The following is a 14,776-nucleotide window of genomic DNA, read 5'->3' as shown; positions in this document are numbered from 1 at the left end:
GCGCCCAGAACCCGGGTCGCCTGCCTCCTTTTTTATCAGGGCCACTCAGGCTTTGGTCCAGTCCAGTACCACCTTGCCGCTCTGACCGGACTTCATCGCCGCAAAACCTTCGGCAAAGTCATCAACCGCAAACCGGTGGGTGATGACTCGGCTCACGTCGAGGCCGTTCTGCAACATCGCGATCATCTTGTACCAGGTTTCGAACATTTCGCGTCCGTAGACGCCCTTGAGGGTGATTGCCTTGAACACGATCCGCGACCAGTCGACCGGCGACTTGCCGGGCGGAATGCCCAGAAGCGCGATCTTGCCGCCCATCACCAGCGCTTCCACCATCTGATCAAGCGCCTGCTGGTTGCCTGACATCTCAAGCCCGACGTCAAAGCCCTCCTTCAACCCCAGCTCGTGGATCACATCGTTCAGGTCCTCCTTGGCAACATTCACGGTGCGCACCCGGGTGACCTCCTCGGCCAGCGTCAGCCGGTCCGGGTTCACATCGGTGATCACCACATTGCGGGCGCCGGCATGGCGGGCCACGGCGGCGGCCATGATGCCGATGGGGCCGGCGCCGGTGATCAGTACGTCCTCACCCAGCAGATCAAAGCTCAGCGCCGTGTGCACCGCATTGCCAAGCGGGTCGAGGATGGCACCGATCTCGTCCGGGATGTCATCCGGCAGCGGCACCACGTTGAAGGCGGGCAGCCGCAGATATTGCGCAAAGGCCCCCTGTTCGTTGACGCCAATCCCCCGGGTGCCGGGGTCGAGGTGAAATTTGCCCGAGCGCGACTGACGGCTGTCGGTCCGCACCAGATGCCCCTCGCCGGAACACCGCTGCCCGATGCTCAGCCCGCTGACATTGCGGCCCAGCTCGACGATCTCACCGGCGAATTCATGACCGGTGATCATCGGCACCGGCACGGTATGCGCGGCCCAGTCATCCCAGTTCCAGATATGGATATCAGTGCCGCAGATGCCGGTGGTGTTGATCTTGATCAGCACCTCATCAGGGCCGATCTCCGGCACCGGCGCCTGTACCATCCACAGGCCTTCCTCGGGCTTGGATTTCTCCAGGGCTTTCATCGTGTTTGGTCGCATCTCAAATCACCCCGCAGGCTTTGCCAGCCCGTTCAAACGCACCAAGCGCCCGGGTCAGATCTTCCCGGGTCAAGGCGGCGTTCATCTGGGTGCGGATGCGGGCCTTGCCTTTGGGCACCACCGGGAAGAAGAAGCCGGAAACATAGACGCCCTCCTCAAACAGCTTTGCGGCCATCGCCTGCGCCAGCTTGGCGTCGCCCAGCATCACCGGGATGATCGGGTGCTCTCCGGGCAACAGATCAAACCCCAGCTCTGTCAGCCCGGCACGCCAGAACCGAGCGTTTTCCACCAGCTGTTGACGCAGCTCCGCGCCCTCCTCTACCAGCCGGATCGCTTCCAGCCCCGCAGCCACCACCGCAGGGGGCAAGGAATTCGAGAACAGATAGGGCCGCGCGCGCTGACGCAGCAGGTCGATCACCGGTTGCGGCCCGGCGATATAGCCGCCGATCGCGCCCCCCAGCGCCTTGCCCAGCGTGCCGGTGAGGATGTCGACCTCGACCCCGAAATGATCCGGCGTCCCGGCGCCCCTTGGGCCCATAAATCCGGTTGCGTGGCAGTCATCAACCATCACCACCGCATCATAACGGTCGGCAATCTCGCGGATCGCGGGTAGGTTTGCCAGATAGCCATCCATGGAGAAGACCCCATCGGTCGCCACCATAATATGACGCGCACCTGCGGCGCGGGCGTCTTTCAACCTGGCCTCAAGGTCCTCCATGTCGTTGTTGGCATAGCGGTAGCGCTGCGCCTTGCAGAGACGAATGCCGTCGATGATGGACGCGTGGTTGAGACTGTCGGAGATGATCGCATCTTCCGGCCCCAACAGCGGTTCGAAAAGCCCGCCATTGGCATCAAAACAAGCGGCAAAGAGGATCGAATCATCCATGCCGAGGAACTGCGCAATGCGCTGCTCCAGTTCGCGGTGCAGATCCTGGGTGCCGCAGATGAAGCGGACCGAGGCCATGCCATAGCCTTTCTTGTCCATCACCGATTTGGCCGCCGCAATCAGGTCTGGATGATCGGCGAGGCCGAGATAGTTATTGGCACAGAGGTTGATGACCGCGCGGTCGCCCACGTGGATCTCGCCCGCCTGGGGCGAGGTGATCATTCGCTCGCGCTTGTACAGACCATCGGCCTCGATCTGCGTCAGGGTTTCGCTGATGTGGCTGAGAAAAGCATTGGACATGAGCACGACTCCGGTTGTTTCCCGAAGTCTGTCATACTGGATGTGTATCCGTAAAGGTGGAATTATGGTTTTGCGGAAAAAAATCCGCAATACTGGAATTTTGGACCGTTCAGCCCGTCTTCACGATCAGAAACACCCGCGCCGGGCCATCGAGGGCCGTGATGGCATGGGGCACATCCGCGGCGTAGCGTGCAGTGTCCCCCGGTGACAGCTGGTCCTTGGCGGTGCCGGAGGTGATCACGACGGCTCCTTCCAGCACCGTCAGCTGCTCCAAAGTGCCCGGCCCATGCGGTTGGCTGTTCAGCGCGCCGCCCGAGGCAAAGCTGATGTCATAGACTTCATGCCCGCCGACGTCCTCTGGCGGTGACAGGATCGCGATGGTGCAACGGGCGGATTTGCTGTCGATCACCGGAACCTGCGGTGCGCGCAGCACCTCGATATGATCCACCGCCTCGCCGGTTTCCAAGAGCCCGGCAAAATCCACCTGCAAGGCCCGGGTCAGGTTCCAGAGGGTCGCGATGGTGGGCGAGCTTTCGCCGCGTTCGATCTGGCTCACCATGGAGCGGCTGACGCCGGAGAGGTTGGCCACCGCCTCCAAGCTCAAACCCTGCGCCCGGCGCGCCTCTTTCAGGCGGGCAGGCAGGAGGGTCAGGATATCGTCTGTCGTTTCCGTCATAACGGAGTAGTGGCGCGCCGGCTGGGGAGTGTCAATGACGGGACGTTGCGGGCGACAGGTTGATGCTGCGGGTGCATAGTGATCGGCAAAGCACATGAGGAGTGAGACATGACCGATATCGTGATTCTGGACGGCGCGCGCACCGCCATCGGCACCTTTGGCGGATCGCTTGCGGGCACTGCGCCGATCGATCTGGGTACCGTGGTGGCAAAGGCGGCGATGGAGCGGTCGGGGGTCGAGCCCGCGCAGATCGGCTCCGTTGTGTATGGCCATGTCATCAATACCGAACCGCGCGACATGTATCTGTCCCGCGTGGCGGCGATGCAAGCTGGCGTGCCGGACAGTGTGCCGGCGATGAACGTGAACCGGCTGTGTGGCTCGGGCGCGCAGGCGATCATCTCCGGTATTCAGGCCCTGATGCTGGGCGATGCAGAGTTTGCCCTCACAGGCGGGGCCGAGAACATGTCGCGCAGCCCCTTCATCACGCCCTCGACCCGCTGGGGGCAGAAGATGGGGGATGTGCAATCCCTCGACATGATGCTGGGGGCCCTGAACTGCCCCTTCGGCACTGGCCATATGGGCGTCACCGCCGAGAAGGTTGCCGATGAGCACGAGATCACCCGCGCCCAGATGGACGCCTTTGCCCTGGCCAGCCAGACCCGAGCTGCGGCGGCCATCGAGGCGGGGTATTTCAAGGAGCAGATCGTCCCGGTCGAGGTGAAGGTCAAGCGCGACATGGTGCCGTTTGAGGTGGATGAGCACCCCAAGGGCACCTCGATGGAGGCGCTGGCAGGCTTGCGTGCTGTTTTCCAGAAAGACGGCCGGGTCACAGCGGGCAATGCCTCCGGCATCAACGACGGCGCGGCAGCACTGGTGCTGGCAACGGCGGATGCGGCGGAGAAGGCTGGGCTGAAACCCAAGGCCCGCATCCTCGGTTATGCCCATGCCGGCGTGCGCCCCGAGGTGATGGGCATCGGGCCGATCCCGGCGGTGGAGAAGCTGCTGCAGCGGATCGACATGACGGTGGGTGACTTCGACCTGATCGAATCCAACGAGGCCTTTGCCGCGCAGGCCCTAGCGGTGAACAAGGCGCTGGGACTGGAGGCAGATCGGGTGAACCCCAACGGTGGTGCCATCGCGCTTGGCCATCCGGTGGGCGCGACGGGGGCCATCATCACCGTCAAGGCGCTCTATGAGCTGGAGCGCATCGGCGGTACCCGGGCGATCATCACCATGTGCATTGGTGGCGGTCAGGGCATTGCGCTGGCGATCGAACGGCTGTGATCCGCGCCTTGGGGGAGGGGCGCTGCCCCTCTGGCGCTTTGGGCCATTCACCACGGGATGTTTGGAGTTAGAAGACTGAGGGGCGCGGCGTTGGGCCGCGCCCCCGACTGTCAGAGCATATGTGTGGCAAGGAGGGTTGTGACGATCCCGGCCACCACGCCGAGGGCGGCGGCGCGTTTCCACGGGCGATGGCCCTGGTCGGCTTCCGGCTCGCCAGCCTGCGCGATCAATGCCCGTTCCACCAGCCCCGGCAAACGGGGGCCGAAACGAGCCAGAACCATCGCGGTCTTGCCCAGATCGGCGGCGATGGCGCGGGGACCGATCGACGACTTAATGTAATCCTCCACCACCGGTTTGGCGACGTCCCAGATGTTGATGCGCGGATCGAGCGAGCGGGCCACGCCCTCCACCACCACCATGGTGCGCTGCAACAGGATCAGCTCGGTGCGGGTTTCCATGCCAAACCGTTCTGTGACCTCGAAGAGATAATTCAGCAGGCGGCCCATGGAGATATGGGTGGCGTCCATGCCGAAGATCGGCTCACCCACCGCACGCAGAGCACGGGCGAATTCGTCCACATCCTGATGAGCGGGCACGTATCCGGCCTCGAAATGTACCTCGGCCACGCGCTGATAATCGCGTTTGATGAATCCATAGAGGATCTCGGCATAGACCCGGCGGGTGTAGAGGTCGATATGCCCCATGATGCCAAAGTCATAGGCGATGATGTCACCGTCGGCGGCCACCTTCATGTTGCCCTGATGCATATCGGCATGGAAGAATCCGTCGCGCAGGGCATGGTTGAGGAAGAGCGACAGCACCCGTTCGCCGAGGGCGCGCCGGTCATGACCGGCAGCATCCAGCGCCGCATTGTCGCCGATCGGCAGCCCGTCGGCCCAGCCCAGGGTCATCACCCGGCGCGCGGAGAGGTCCCATTTGACCGGCGGCAGCTTGAACCCCGCATCCTTGGCGGTGTTGTCGGCAAATTCCGAGGCGGCAGCGCTTTCAAGCCGCAGATCCAGTTCGCCCCGGACAACCCCGTCGAAATGTTCGATCACATCCATCGGCCGCAGGCGCCGGGCGCCGGGGGCGCAGATATCAACGATCCGGGCGGCAAAATAGAAGGCATCCACATCCTTGCGGAAGGCGCGCTCGATGCCCGGACGCAGCACTTTCACCGCCACATCCTGACCGGTGTCGGCCACTTTGGCGTGGTGGACCTGGGCAATCGACGCGGCGGCGATCGGTTCGGAAAACTCCGAGAAGATCTCAGACACCGGGCGGCCCAGTTCCTTTTCCACCTCGGCCATGGCACGCTCTTTGGCGAAGGGCGGCAGCTTGTCCTGCAGCACGCGCAATTGCAGTGCCATGTCCTCTCCCACCACATCCGGGCGGGTCGACAGCACCTGGCCGAACTTTATGTAGGCCGGACCCAGCGCTGTCAGCGCGCGCGGGGCAGGGGGCATTGCGGGATCGCCCTTGTAGCCCAGCCACTGGAACGGCCAGCCGAGCGTGTAGGCCACCATGCGCAGGGGCGCCGGGGCGTCAAAGGCGTCGAGCACCACGTTCATGGCACCTGTGCGCACCAGGGTGGCGCCTGTCCGGATCAGGCGGATGATGTTGTGAGGACCGCGCATGGCTCAGATCTTCCAGCCGGAATGCAGCGCCGCGATACCCATGGACAGGTTGCGGAATTTGGCATTCTCGAAACCGGCCTGTTTGACCATCCCGAGGAAGCTGTCCTGATCGGGGAAGTTGCGGATCGATTCCACCAGATACTGGTAGCTGTCGTAGTCGCCGGCAATCATCTCGCCCATGCGGGGGATGACGTTGAAGCTGTAGAGATCATAGAGCTTTTGCAGCCCGTCGTTGGGCAGCTGCGAGAATTCGAGCACCATCAGGCGGCCGCCGGGTTTCAACACGCGGTAGGCTTCGTTCAAGGCCTCCTGCGGGCGGGTCACATTCCGGATGCCGAAAGAGATCGTGTAGACGTCAAAGGTATTGTCCTTGAACGGCAGTGCCATCGCGTCACCGGTGACCCAATCCAGACTGTCGGCCATCTGCTCGGCCTCGGCACGCTTGCGTCCCTCTTCCAGCATCGGCGCGGTGAGGTCCAGCACAGTGGAATGACCGTGGCCTGCGCGTTTCAAAAAGCGGAAGGAGATATCGCCGGTGCCGCCCGCCACATCCAGCAGCCGCTGGCCGGGGCGCGGGGCCAGCCAGTCCATCATCGCATCCTTCCAGACCCGGTGAATCCCGAGGCTCATCACGTCGTTCATAACGTCATATTTGGAGGCGACGGAGTTGAATACGCCCTGCACCCGGCCCGCCTTTTCGTGCTCCGGCACGGATTGGAAGCCGAAATGGGTGGTGCTGTCAGATTTCTCGGTCATATGGCTTGCCGTCCTCGCAGTTTCGCACTTGTTATAGAGCGCTCACAGGGCGGTACAATGCGCCCATCTGTCAGGGAGTCATCTAATGCCAGAATTGCCCGAGGTCGAGACGGTGATGCGGGGGCTGCAGCCTTCGATGGAGGGAGCGGTGATCACACGCGCCGACGTGAACCGTCCTGATCTGCGCTGGCCTTTTCCCGACCGCATGGCGGATCGGCTGTCCGGGCGGCGCGTTGTTGCGATGCGGCGGCGGTCAAAATACATCCTGGCGGACCTTGATAGCGGGGAGACCCTGCTGGTGCATCTGGGCATGTCCGGGCGGATGACCGTCTCTGGCGACCCGCTGGGGCAGTTCGCGCATAACCACCCGGCGCAGGCGAAACACGACCATGTGGTGTTCCATATGGAAAACGGTGCCCGAGTGACATTCAACGACCCGCGCCGCTTTGGCGCGATGGATCTGCTGGAAACGGCCACCGCGGACCGCCACAAGCTGCTGGCGGTGCTGGGGCCGGAGCCCTTGGGTAATGATTTTCACGAGGCGCATCTGGTCGCCGCCTTCAAGGGGCGCCGCACGCCGGTGAAATCGGCGCTGCTGGATCAGGGAATCATCGCCGGACTGGGCAATATCTACGTCTGCGAGGCTCTGTTCCGGGCGGGCATTTCGCCACGTCGCGAAGTGGGCCGGATCAGTGAAACGCGGGTTGCGTCTCTGGTGCCGATCATTCGCCAAGTGCTTCAGGAGGCTATCATCGCAGGCGGCTCTTCGCTCAAGGATTTCCGTCAAGCCAATGGAGAACTTGGATATTTCCAGCACAGCTTTGATGTGTATGGGCGCGAAGGTGCGCCCTGCAGGCGCGAGGGATGCGATGGTACAGTGGCTCGAATCACCCAATCCGGGCGATCCTCCTTCTACTGTGGCAAGTGCCAAAGATAGCTTGAAAGCGAGAACCGCCGTGATAAGGACTGGAAGCTCAGGAGAAACAATCGAAAGCGAACTGTCATGGCCTATGAGACGATCAACGTCGATACTCAGGACCACGTCTGCCTCATCAAGCTGAACCGGCCTGAAGCGTTGAACGCGCTCAATTCCGTCCTTCTGGGTGAGTTGTGTGCCGCTTTGGAAGAAGCGGATGCCAGCGATAAGGTGCGTTGCATCGTGCTGACCGGCTCGGAGAAAGCCTTTGCCGCGGGCGCCGACATCAAGGAGATGTCGGAAATGAGCTATGTCGATGTGTTCACATCGAACCTGTTTGCCGCTGCCAATGATCGTATTTCGGCCATCCGTAAGCCGATCATCGCGGCTGTCTCTGGCTATGCGCTGGGCGGCGGCTGTGAGATCGCCATGATGTGCGACTTCATCATTGCTGCGGACACTGCCAAATTTGGCCAGCCAGAGATCAACCTCGGCGTCGTGGCCGGGATGGGCGGCACGCAACGTCTGACCCGGTTTGTCGGCAAATCCAAATCCATGGATATGAACCTGACAGGGCGCTTCATGGCGGCCGAAGAAGCAGAGCGTGCTGGTCTGGTATCACGGGTCGTCCCGGCCAAGAAGCTGCTGGAAGAGACCATGGCTGCCGCTCAGAAGATCACCGAAAAATCGGTGCTGACCTCGATGGCAGTGAAGGAATCGGTCAATCGTGCCTACGAAGTGCCGTTGAGCGAAGGTATGTTGTTCGAGCGCCGGGTTTTCCACTCGATGTTTGCAACGGAAGATCAGAAAGAGGGTATGGCAGCGTTCCTCGAAAAGCGCGAAGCGCAGTTCCGGGATAAGTAATCGGGATTTGAGGGCGAGCCACCTGCCAAGACGTGCGGAGCCTCTGGTCGGCTCTGAGGTCCGGTAGCTGTCGAAGAGATACAGTGATACAAAGCGGGCATGATGTGCCCGCTTTTTCTTTGGCCACACCGTCTCCGAGGCGGGGGCGCATTGCTTGCTTGCGCTTGTACAGGAAATCCATTAGGAACCGCCGTCATACATGCGCGTGCAGCCCGCTCTGGCTAGAATCACGACCGGTGACTTGATCCGGGTTCGGCTGGCATTCGCCATTATTGTACACTACGAACTCGAAGATAAGGTCAGCACACCATGGCAAATACACCTCAGGCAAAGAAGCGCGCACGTCAGAACGAAAAGCGCTTTGCTGTTAACAAAGCTCGTCGTTCGCGCATCCGTACCTACCTGCGTAAAGTCGAAGAAGCACTGGCATCCGGTGACAAGGAAGCTGCAACCGCAGCCCTGCGTGCGGCACAGCCCGAGCTGATGCGTGGTGTGACCAAAGGCGTCTACCACAAGAACACCGCATCCCGTAAGATTTCCCGTCTGTCCGCGCGTGTGAAGGCCCTGGGCTAAGGCTCGACTCGCACTTGCGAACAGACGATTCTAGGGCGCCGCAGGACTCGGTGGTTTTCTAGATTTCAATACTAAAAAGCACCGCCTATGGCGGTGTTTTTTTGTCTTAGGGATTTCGGTCACTTCTGATGAGTCTCGGGGATTCTTTGCTACCGAAGCCGGAGTCAACATCATAGTTTCGTTGCCGCTCCCTGCCCGAAATTGCTACCACTGTTACAGCGATTCATTCGCTGGGGGGACAGGCTGCTCGCGGCAACTCTAACGGGCATTAGAGTTGTCATGGCCGGTGATCTGCGCGCTGCGCGTGGCACCGGGACAGTGATATATTGGCGCACTGCGCTGAGCACTGTGTTTAGGCATCTGTCCTACTTCAGCGATCTAAGGGTTGAGCGTTTTTTTGCGTCGCGGACGTTTGTGTGGTGTCGCGCGCTTTTGACGTTGTTTTCGGTTTTCGAAACACGTGAATGTCAGCTTGCTTGCAGGCTGGCAGCGCTCTTTTTGTGCCCGATCGCTTCTGGTTGCCGCATTAGTGGCAAGCGGATTGGGACGATACGAAAGGCCGTTACAATTGGCCATAACATAGGATGCGTGAGGCGCAGCATGACAGACGACACATGGGGTCTACTAAGAAAACGTTTGCTAAAGACGGTGGGACAGAACAACTTTACGACATGGATTGAGCCGCTTGAACTGGAGCAGGTCTCCGGTGGGGTGGCTACGTTTCAGGTGCCCACAAATTTCATGGGCAACTATGTTAGCCAGAACTTTGCGGATCTGATCCTGCATGAATTTAACCTGTCGGGTGAACCGGTTCAGCGTTTGGCCTTCAAGGTCGCCGCGAATTCCCCGACTCGTCCGGTACAGCCGACGGTATCCGAAGCGATCGAGGCACCGATGGCCTCAACGCAGAATGCCGTTTCGGAGCAGCCTGCCGTGCGGGACGCCGTCGCCTCAGCGAAGTCTCCGCTGGAAGAGCTGCAAGCGGCTCCGCTGGATTCGCGGTTTACCTTTGACAGCTTTGTTGTGGGTAAGCCCAACGAGTTGGCTCATGCTGCCGCGCGTCGCGTGGCCGAGGGCGGCCCCGTGACCTTCAACCCGCTGGTGCTGTATGGTGGCGTGGGGCTGGGCAAGACGCACCTGATGCACGCTATCGCCTGGGAGCTGAAAGAACGCGACCCACAGCTGAACGTGCTGTATCTGTCGGCAGAACAGTTCATGTATCGCTTCGTGCAGGCGCTGCGCGAACGCAAGATGATGGATTTCAAGCATCTGTTCCGCTCCGTCGATGTGCTGATGGTCGATGACGTGCAGTTCATTGCCGGCAAGGATTCCACACAAGAGGAGTTCTTCCACACCTTCAACGCGCTGGTGGATCAGAACAAGCAGATCATCATCTCTGCCGACCGCGCGCCGGGCGAGATCAAGGATCTCGAGGACCGTGTGAAATCCCGCCTGCAGTGTGGCCTGGTGGTGGACCTGCATCCGACCGATTACGAGCTGCGTCTGGGCATCCTGCAGACCAAGGTGGAGCAGAACCGCAAGAACTACCCGGATCTGCAGATCGCAGATGGTGTGTTGGAGCTGCTGGCGCATCGGATCTCGACCAATGTGCGGGTGCTTGAGGGCGCGCTGACCCGTCTGTTCGCCTTCGCCTCGCTCGTGGGACGTGAGATCGACATGGATCTCACCCAGGACTGTCTGGCGGATGTGCTGCGCGCCTCCGAGCGCAAGATCACCGTCGAGGAGATCCAGCGCAAGGTGTCGGAATACTACAACATCCGCATGTCCGACATCATCGGCCCCAAGCGCCTGCGCTCCTATGCGCGGCCGCGTCAGGTGGCGATGTATCTCTGCAAGCAGCTGACCAGCCGCAGCCTGCCGGAAATCGGACGCCGCTTTGGCGGGCGCGACCACACCACCGTCATGCATGGGGTGCGCCGCATCGAAGAGCTGAAAACAATCGACGGCCAGATCGCCGAAGACGTGGAAATGCTGCGCCGCTCTTTGGAGGCGTAGCGCCAAAAAGAAAACAGGCAGGTGGCGCCTCAAATTCATCTGCCGATCTTTACCGGCCCCGGGTGCCCACCGGGGCCGGTTTTTGTTTGGGGCGCGGCAAATCAGACGCAACCGGAAATGTTTTTTGTCTTTGAGCGCGGGCACGGCGCTCAGCCCTTGACGGCCCCTCCAATCCCTTGGAGAAATCAATAAAAAACCTTGTGTTGAAGGGTGGGGGCGTTAATCTGCCGGTCCGGTCCAACCACTGCCTTTCCAAGACTGCCAGCCAAAGAGGAATGAGGGATATGAAGATCAGCATTGAGCGCGGTACGCTTCTGAAGGCTGTGGCGCAGGCACAGTCGGTTGTTGAGCGGCGCAACACCATTCCGATCCTGGCAAATGTGCTGATCGAGGCAGAGGGCAGCGACGTGATGTTCCGCGCCACCGACCTGGATATCGAGGTGGTCGACAAGGCCCCCGCTCAGGTGGAGCGCGCCGGTGCCACCACGGTCGCCGCCACCACTCTGCATGAAATCGTCCGCAAGCTGCCCGATGGCGCGCTGGTGACCCTCACCGCGGATGCCGCAACGGGCCGCTTGACGGTAGAGGCCGGCCGGTCGAATTTCTCGCTGGCGACCCTGCCGCGCGAGGATTTTCCGGTGATGGCCACCTCGGAGTACCACTCGAATTTCACCGCCAACGCTGCCGTGCTGCGCCGGTTGTTCGACAAGTCGAAGTTTGCCATCTCCACCGAGGAGACGCGCTATTATCTGAACGGTGTCTACATGCATGTGTCCACCGGTGAGAGCGGCGGCAAGGTGCTGCGCTGCGTCGCCACCGATGGTCACCGGCTGGCCCGCATCGACGCGGATCTGCCGATGGGCGCGGAGGACATGCCGGGCGTGATCGTGCCGCGCAAGACGGTGGGCGAGATGCGCAAGCTGCTGGATGATGACGAGATGGACATCGCGGTGTCGGTTTCAGAGACCAAGGTGCGCTTTGCCACGCCGAACATCACCCTGACCTCCAAGGTCATCGACGGCACCTTCCCCGACTACACACGGGTGATTCCGGTGGGCAACACCCGGCGGCTGGAAGTGGACGCCAGCGAGTTTGCCAAGGCAGTGGACCGGGTGGCCACGGTGTCATCGGAACGCTCGCGCGCGGTGAAGCTACAGCTGGACGAGGACCGCCTGGTGCTGTCGGTGAACGCGCCCGATAGCGGTGCCGCCGAAGAAGAGCTGGCAGTGGCTTATAACGACGAGGGGCTGGAGATCGGCTTCAACGCCAAGTATCTTCTTGAGATCGCCAATCAGGTGGACCGCGAAAACGCCGTGTTCATGTTCAACTCCTCCGGCGATCCGACCCTGATGCGCGAAGGCAGCGACGAGAGCGCGGTCTACGTGGTCATGCCGATGCGCGTCTGACCCCTGTTGGAGCGGGCCTTTCGGCCCGGCCTCCGGCGGAGGTATTTCTGGAAAGATGAAGGCCCGTGCTGGCACTTACTTCCCTGTTCATCTCTCACTTCCGCTCGCATTTGCGGGCGGATTTGCATTTGGATGCGCGGCCTGTGGCCATCCATGGCAACAATGGCGCTGGCAAGACCAATATCCTGGAGGCGGTGTCGCTGTTTTCTCCGGGACGCGGATTGCGGCGGGCTTCGGCTGCCGACATGGCGCGTCAGCCCGAGGCGCTCGGTTGGAAGCTGCGCGGAGTCTTGCAGACCACCCGACAGGCCTACGAGGTGGAGACTTCCTCTGAGGGCGGCAATGCCCGGCAGGTGAAGATCGACAACAAAAGCGCCAGTCAGGTGGCACTGGGTCGCATCGCCCGAGTGGTGTGGCTGGTGCCTGCGATGGACCGGCTGTGGATCGAGGGCGCTGAGGGGCGGCGGCGGTTTCTGGACCGGATCGCGCTCAGCTTCGACCCCGATCATGCCGAGGCGACATTGACCTATGAAAAGGCGATGCGGGAGCGTAACCGGCTGCTGAAGGACAATGTTCGCGACGCCGGTTGGTATCGGGTGTTGGAAGGGCAGATGGCAGAGGCCGGCCACCGCATCCACGCCACCCGCGTGGCATCGGTGGCACGGCTTGCGGCGGCACAGGCCGAGGCCGAGACCGCCTTTCCGATAGCGGATCTGCAGCTTGTTCAGGCCGAGGGCGAAATGCCCGGAAATGCCGCCGATCTGCACGCCGCACTTGCGGACGGGCGCGCCCGTGATCTGGCCGCCGGGCGCACCCTGGTGGGGCCGCACCGCAGTGATCTATTGGGCACCTACGCCGCCAAAAATCTACCAGCAAAGGAGTGTTCCACCGGCGAGCAGAAGGCGCTGCTGGTATCGCTGATCCTCGCCAATGCGCGCGCGTTGCAGGCAGAGGAGGGGGCGGCACCGATCCTGCTGTTGGATGAGGTCGCCGCGCATCTGGATGCGGGGCGTCGCGGCGCGCTTTATGACGAGATTTGCGCCCTGGGCACCCAGGCCTGGATGACTGGCACCGGGCCGGAGTTGTTTGCAGAGCTTGGCGACCGGGCGCAGCATCTGACTGTAACCGACAGGACTGGTATAAGCGAAGTGAGCCAGACATGACATTGACCCCCTGGGATCTCGCGATCTACGCGGGTGCTGTATTTGTGCTGTTCCTCACCCCCGGACCGGTCTGGCTGGCGCTGGTGGCGCGGGCGATGGTAGGGGGCTTTCACGCTGGCTGGCCACTGGCGATCGGGGTCTCGGTCGGGGATGCTGTCTGGCCGCTGGTGGCGATCCTCGGGGTTGGATGGATCACCGCCGCCTCGGCCCAGATTGCGCTGGTGCTGAAGGGCGTGGCGGTACTGGTGTTTCTGGTGATGGGGGTTGCGACGATCCGCAGCGCGGGCCAGCCGATCAGCACCAACAGCCGGTTGACCCGGCCTGGCCATTGGGCAGGATTTGTGGCCGGGGTCATCGTGATCCTCGGCAATCCCAAGGCAGCGCTGTTCTACATGGGCATCCTGCCCGGGTTCTTTGATCTTTCTGCGGTGAACGCGCAGGACATCGCGGCGATCATCGTGGTTTCGATGGTGGTGCCGATGCTGGGCAACATTATCCTCGCGGGCTTTGTCGGGCGGGTGCGGATGTTGCTGTCATCGCCCACGGCACTCAGGCGGATGAACCTTGGCGCAGGCTATTTGCTGATCGCTGTCGCGGCCATCATCCCCTTCACCTGACCAGCCAGCGTTCCAGGTAAGGCAGGATCGCCTCTGCCGGTGGCCTCTTGTCTGCGTGTTCCATGCAAAAGCCGATGGCGAGCACATGGTTCAGGAAGGCCTGTACACCCTCTGCCAGCAGCGCAGGGGCCGTGTCGGCGCGCAGGGTCCCCTCGGCCTGCAGGGCGCTGATCCAGCCAGCAAACATAGTGATCTGGCGGATGAAGCCTTGGGTGATGACCTCGTCCACCTCTGCCCCGGTGGTGCCCGAATAGCGCAACAGCAGGTCGAAGATCACCCGATCTTGCGCCACGAAGTTCAAAAGCGGCGTGAGCCGGTCGGCGATCTCGGCGGGGCTCTGCGGCCTGGGTGCGGCCTCCATCTCGTCGAGAAAACCCATCACCCGAGCGCCGAGAATCACCGTCAGCAGCCCGTCCTTGTCGCCGAAATGCGAGAAGAACGTGCCTTTGGCGACGCCGGCTTTCTCCACCACGTCTTCCACGCGCAGCGCAGAACAGCCCTGTGTGTCGATGATCTCCTCGGCGACAGACAGCAGCTTGGCCCTTGTTTCCAAACGACGTTTCTGCGGGGCGCGTGGCATTGGGTCGAAA

14 protein-coding genes are annotated in these 14,776 nt (G+C 61.8%); 8 read left to right on the top strand and 6 right to left on the bottom strand.

Annotated features, from left to right (window positions below; genetic code table 11):
• Positions 1–45: 45 nt before the first annotated feature.
• The 3 genes from tdh to CLV89_RS04030 all read right to left on the bottom strand — a co-directional run bounded on the left by tdh (position 46) and on the right by CLV89_RS04030 (position 2,954).
• Entirely contained in the window at positions 46–1,077 is a 1,032-nt protein-coding gene (gene tdh, locus CLV89_RS04040; RefSeq protein ID WP_106162368.1) for an L-threonine 3-dehydrogenase, read from the bottom strand.
• Positions 1,078–1,093: 16 nt separating this feature from the next.
• Positions 1,094–2,278 carry a glycine C-acetyltransferase gene (locus CLV89_RS04035; RefSeq protein ID WP_106162367.1) on the bottom strand — a complete coding sequence of 395 codons (1,185 nt, stop codon included), beginning with the start codon at positions 2,276–2,278 and terminating at the stop codon, positions 1,094–1,096.
• A 109-nt stretch (positions 2,279–2,387) separates the two neighbouring features.
• A complete protein-coding gene (locus tag CLV89_RS04030; protein WP_106162366.1) occupies positions 2,388–2,954 on the bottom strand; it encodes a helix-turn-helix domain-containing protein in 567 nt (188 codons plus the stop codon).
• A gap of 108 nt (positions 2,955–3,062) precedes the next feature.
• Between CLV89_RS04030 and CLV89_RS04025 the strand changes: the two genes are divergently transcribed.
• Positions 3,063–4,238 (top strand): acetyl-CoA C-acyltransferase family protein, encoded by a 1,176-nt coding sequence (locus tag CLV89_RS04025; protein WP_106162365.1) that lies wholly within the window; start codon positions 3,063–3,065, stop codon positions 4,236–4,238.
• Positions 4,239–4,348: 110 nt separating this feature from the next.
• Here CLV89_RS04025 and ubiB read toward each other — a convergent pair whose 3' ends face one another.
• A complete protein-coding gene (gene ubiB / locus CLV89_RS04020) occupies positions 4,349–5,875 on the bottom strand; it encodes a 2-polyprenylphenol 6-hydroxylase (RefSeq protein WP_106162364.1) in 1,527 nt (508 codons plus the stop codon).
• A gap of 3 nt (positions 5,876–5,878) precedes the next feature.
• Complete coding sequence (ubiE, locus tag CLV89_RS04015) at positions 5,879–6,631, bottom strand: bifunctional demethylmenaquinone methyltransferase/2-methoxy-6-polyprenyl-1,4-benzoquinol methylase UbiE (protein WP_106162363.1); 753 nt, start codon at positions 6,629–6,631, stop codon at positions 5,879–5,881.
• An 85-nt stretch (positions 6,632–6,716) separates the two neighbouring features.
• On the opposite strand from ubiE, the gene mutM reads away from it, so the two are divergent.
• The 7 genes from mutM (at position 6,717) to CLV89_RS03980 (ending at position 14,186) form a co-directional block, all read left to right on the top strand.
• A complete protein-coding gene (mutM, locus tag CLV89_RS04010; protein WP_106162362.1) occupies positions 6,717–7,568 on the top strand; it encodes a bifunctional DNA-formamidopyrimidine glycosylase/DNA-(apurinic or apyrimidinic site) lyase in 852 nt (283 codons plus the stop codon).
• Positions 7,569–7,634: 66 nt separating this feature from the next.
• Complete coding sequence (locus CLV89_RS04005) at positions 7,635–8,411, top strand: enoyl-CoA hydratase (RefSeq protein WP_106162361.1); 777 nt, start codon at positions 7,635–7,637, stop codon at positions 8,409–8,411.
• Between the two features lie 309 nt (positions 8,412–8,720).
• Entirely contained in the window at positions 8,721–8,984 is a 264-nt protein-coding gene (rpsT, locus tag CLV89_RS04000; protein WP_106162360.1) for a 30S ribosomal protein S20, read from the top strand.
• A gap of 600 nt (positions 8,985–9,584) precedes the next feature.
• Positions 9,585–11,000, top strand: coding sequence for a chromosomal replication initiator protein DnaA (gene dnaA, locus CLV89_RS03995; RefSeq protein WP_106162359.1), 1,416 nt, complete (start codon positions 9,585–9,587; stop codon positions 10,998–11,000).
• Positions 11,001–11,284: 284 nt separating this feature from the next.
• Positions 11,285–12,406 (top strand): DNA polymerase III subunit beta, encoded by a 1,122-nt coding sequence (gene dnaN / locus CLV89_RS03990; protein ID WP_106162358.1) that lies wholly within the window; start codon positions 11,285–11,287, stop codon positions 12,404–12,406.
• Positions 12,407–12,471: 65 nt separating this feature from the next.
• Positions 12,472–13,569, top strand: coding sequence for a DNA replication/repair protein RecF (gene recF, locus CLV89_RS03985; protein ID WP_106162357.1), 1,098 nt, complete (start codon positions 12,472–12,474; stop codon positions 13,567–13,569).
• Entirely contained in the window at positions 13,566–14,186 is a 621-nt protein-coding gene (locus tag CLV89_RS03980; RefSeq protein WP_106162356.1) for a LysE family translocator, read from the top strand. The genes recF and CLV89_RS03980 overlap by 4 nt, the downstream gene beginning before the upstream one ends.
• On the opposite strand, the gene CLV89_RS03975 is transcribed toward CLV89_RS03980, so the two are convergent.
• Positions 14,179–14,766, bottom strand: coding sequence for a TetR/AcrR family transcriptional regulator (locus CLV89_RS03975; protein WP_106162355.1), 588 nt, complete (start codon positions 14,764–14,766; stop codon positions 14,179–14,181). The two genes, CLV89_RS03980 and CLV89_RS03975, sit on opposite strands and share 8 nt — an antisense overlap.
• Between the last annotated feature and the right edge of the window lie 10 nt (positions 14,767–14,776).

The organism is Tritonibacter scottomollicae (assembly GCF_003003215.1).
GTDB lineage: Bacteria > Pseudomonadota > Alphaproteobacteria > Rhodobacterales > Rhodobacteraceae > Epibacterium > Epibacterium scottomollicae.
This window is presented reverse-complemented; position numbering and strand designations above follow the sequence as displayed.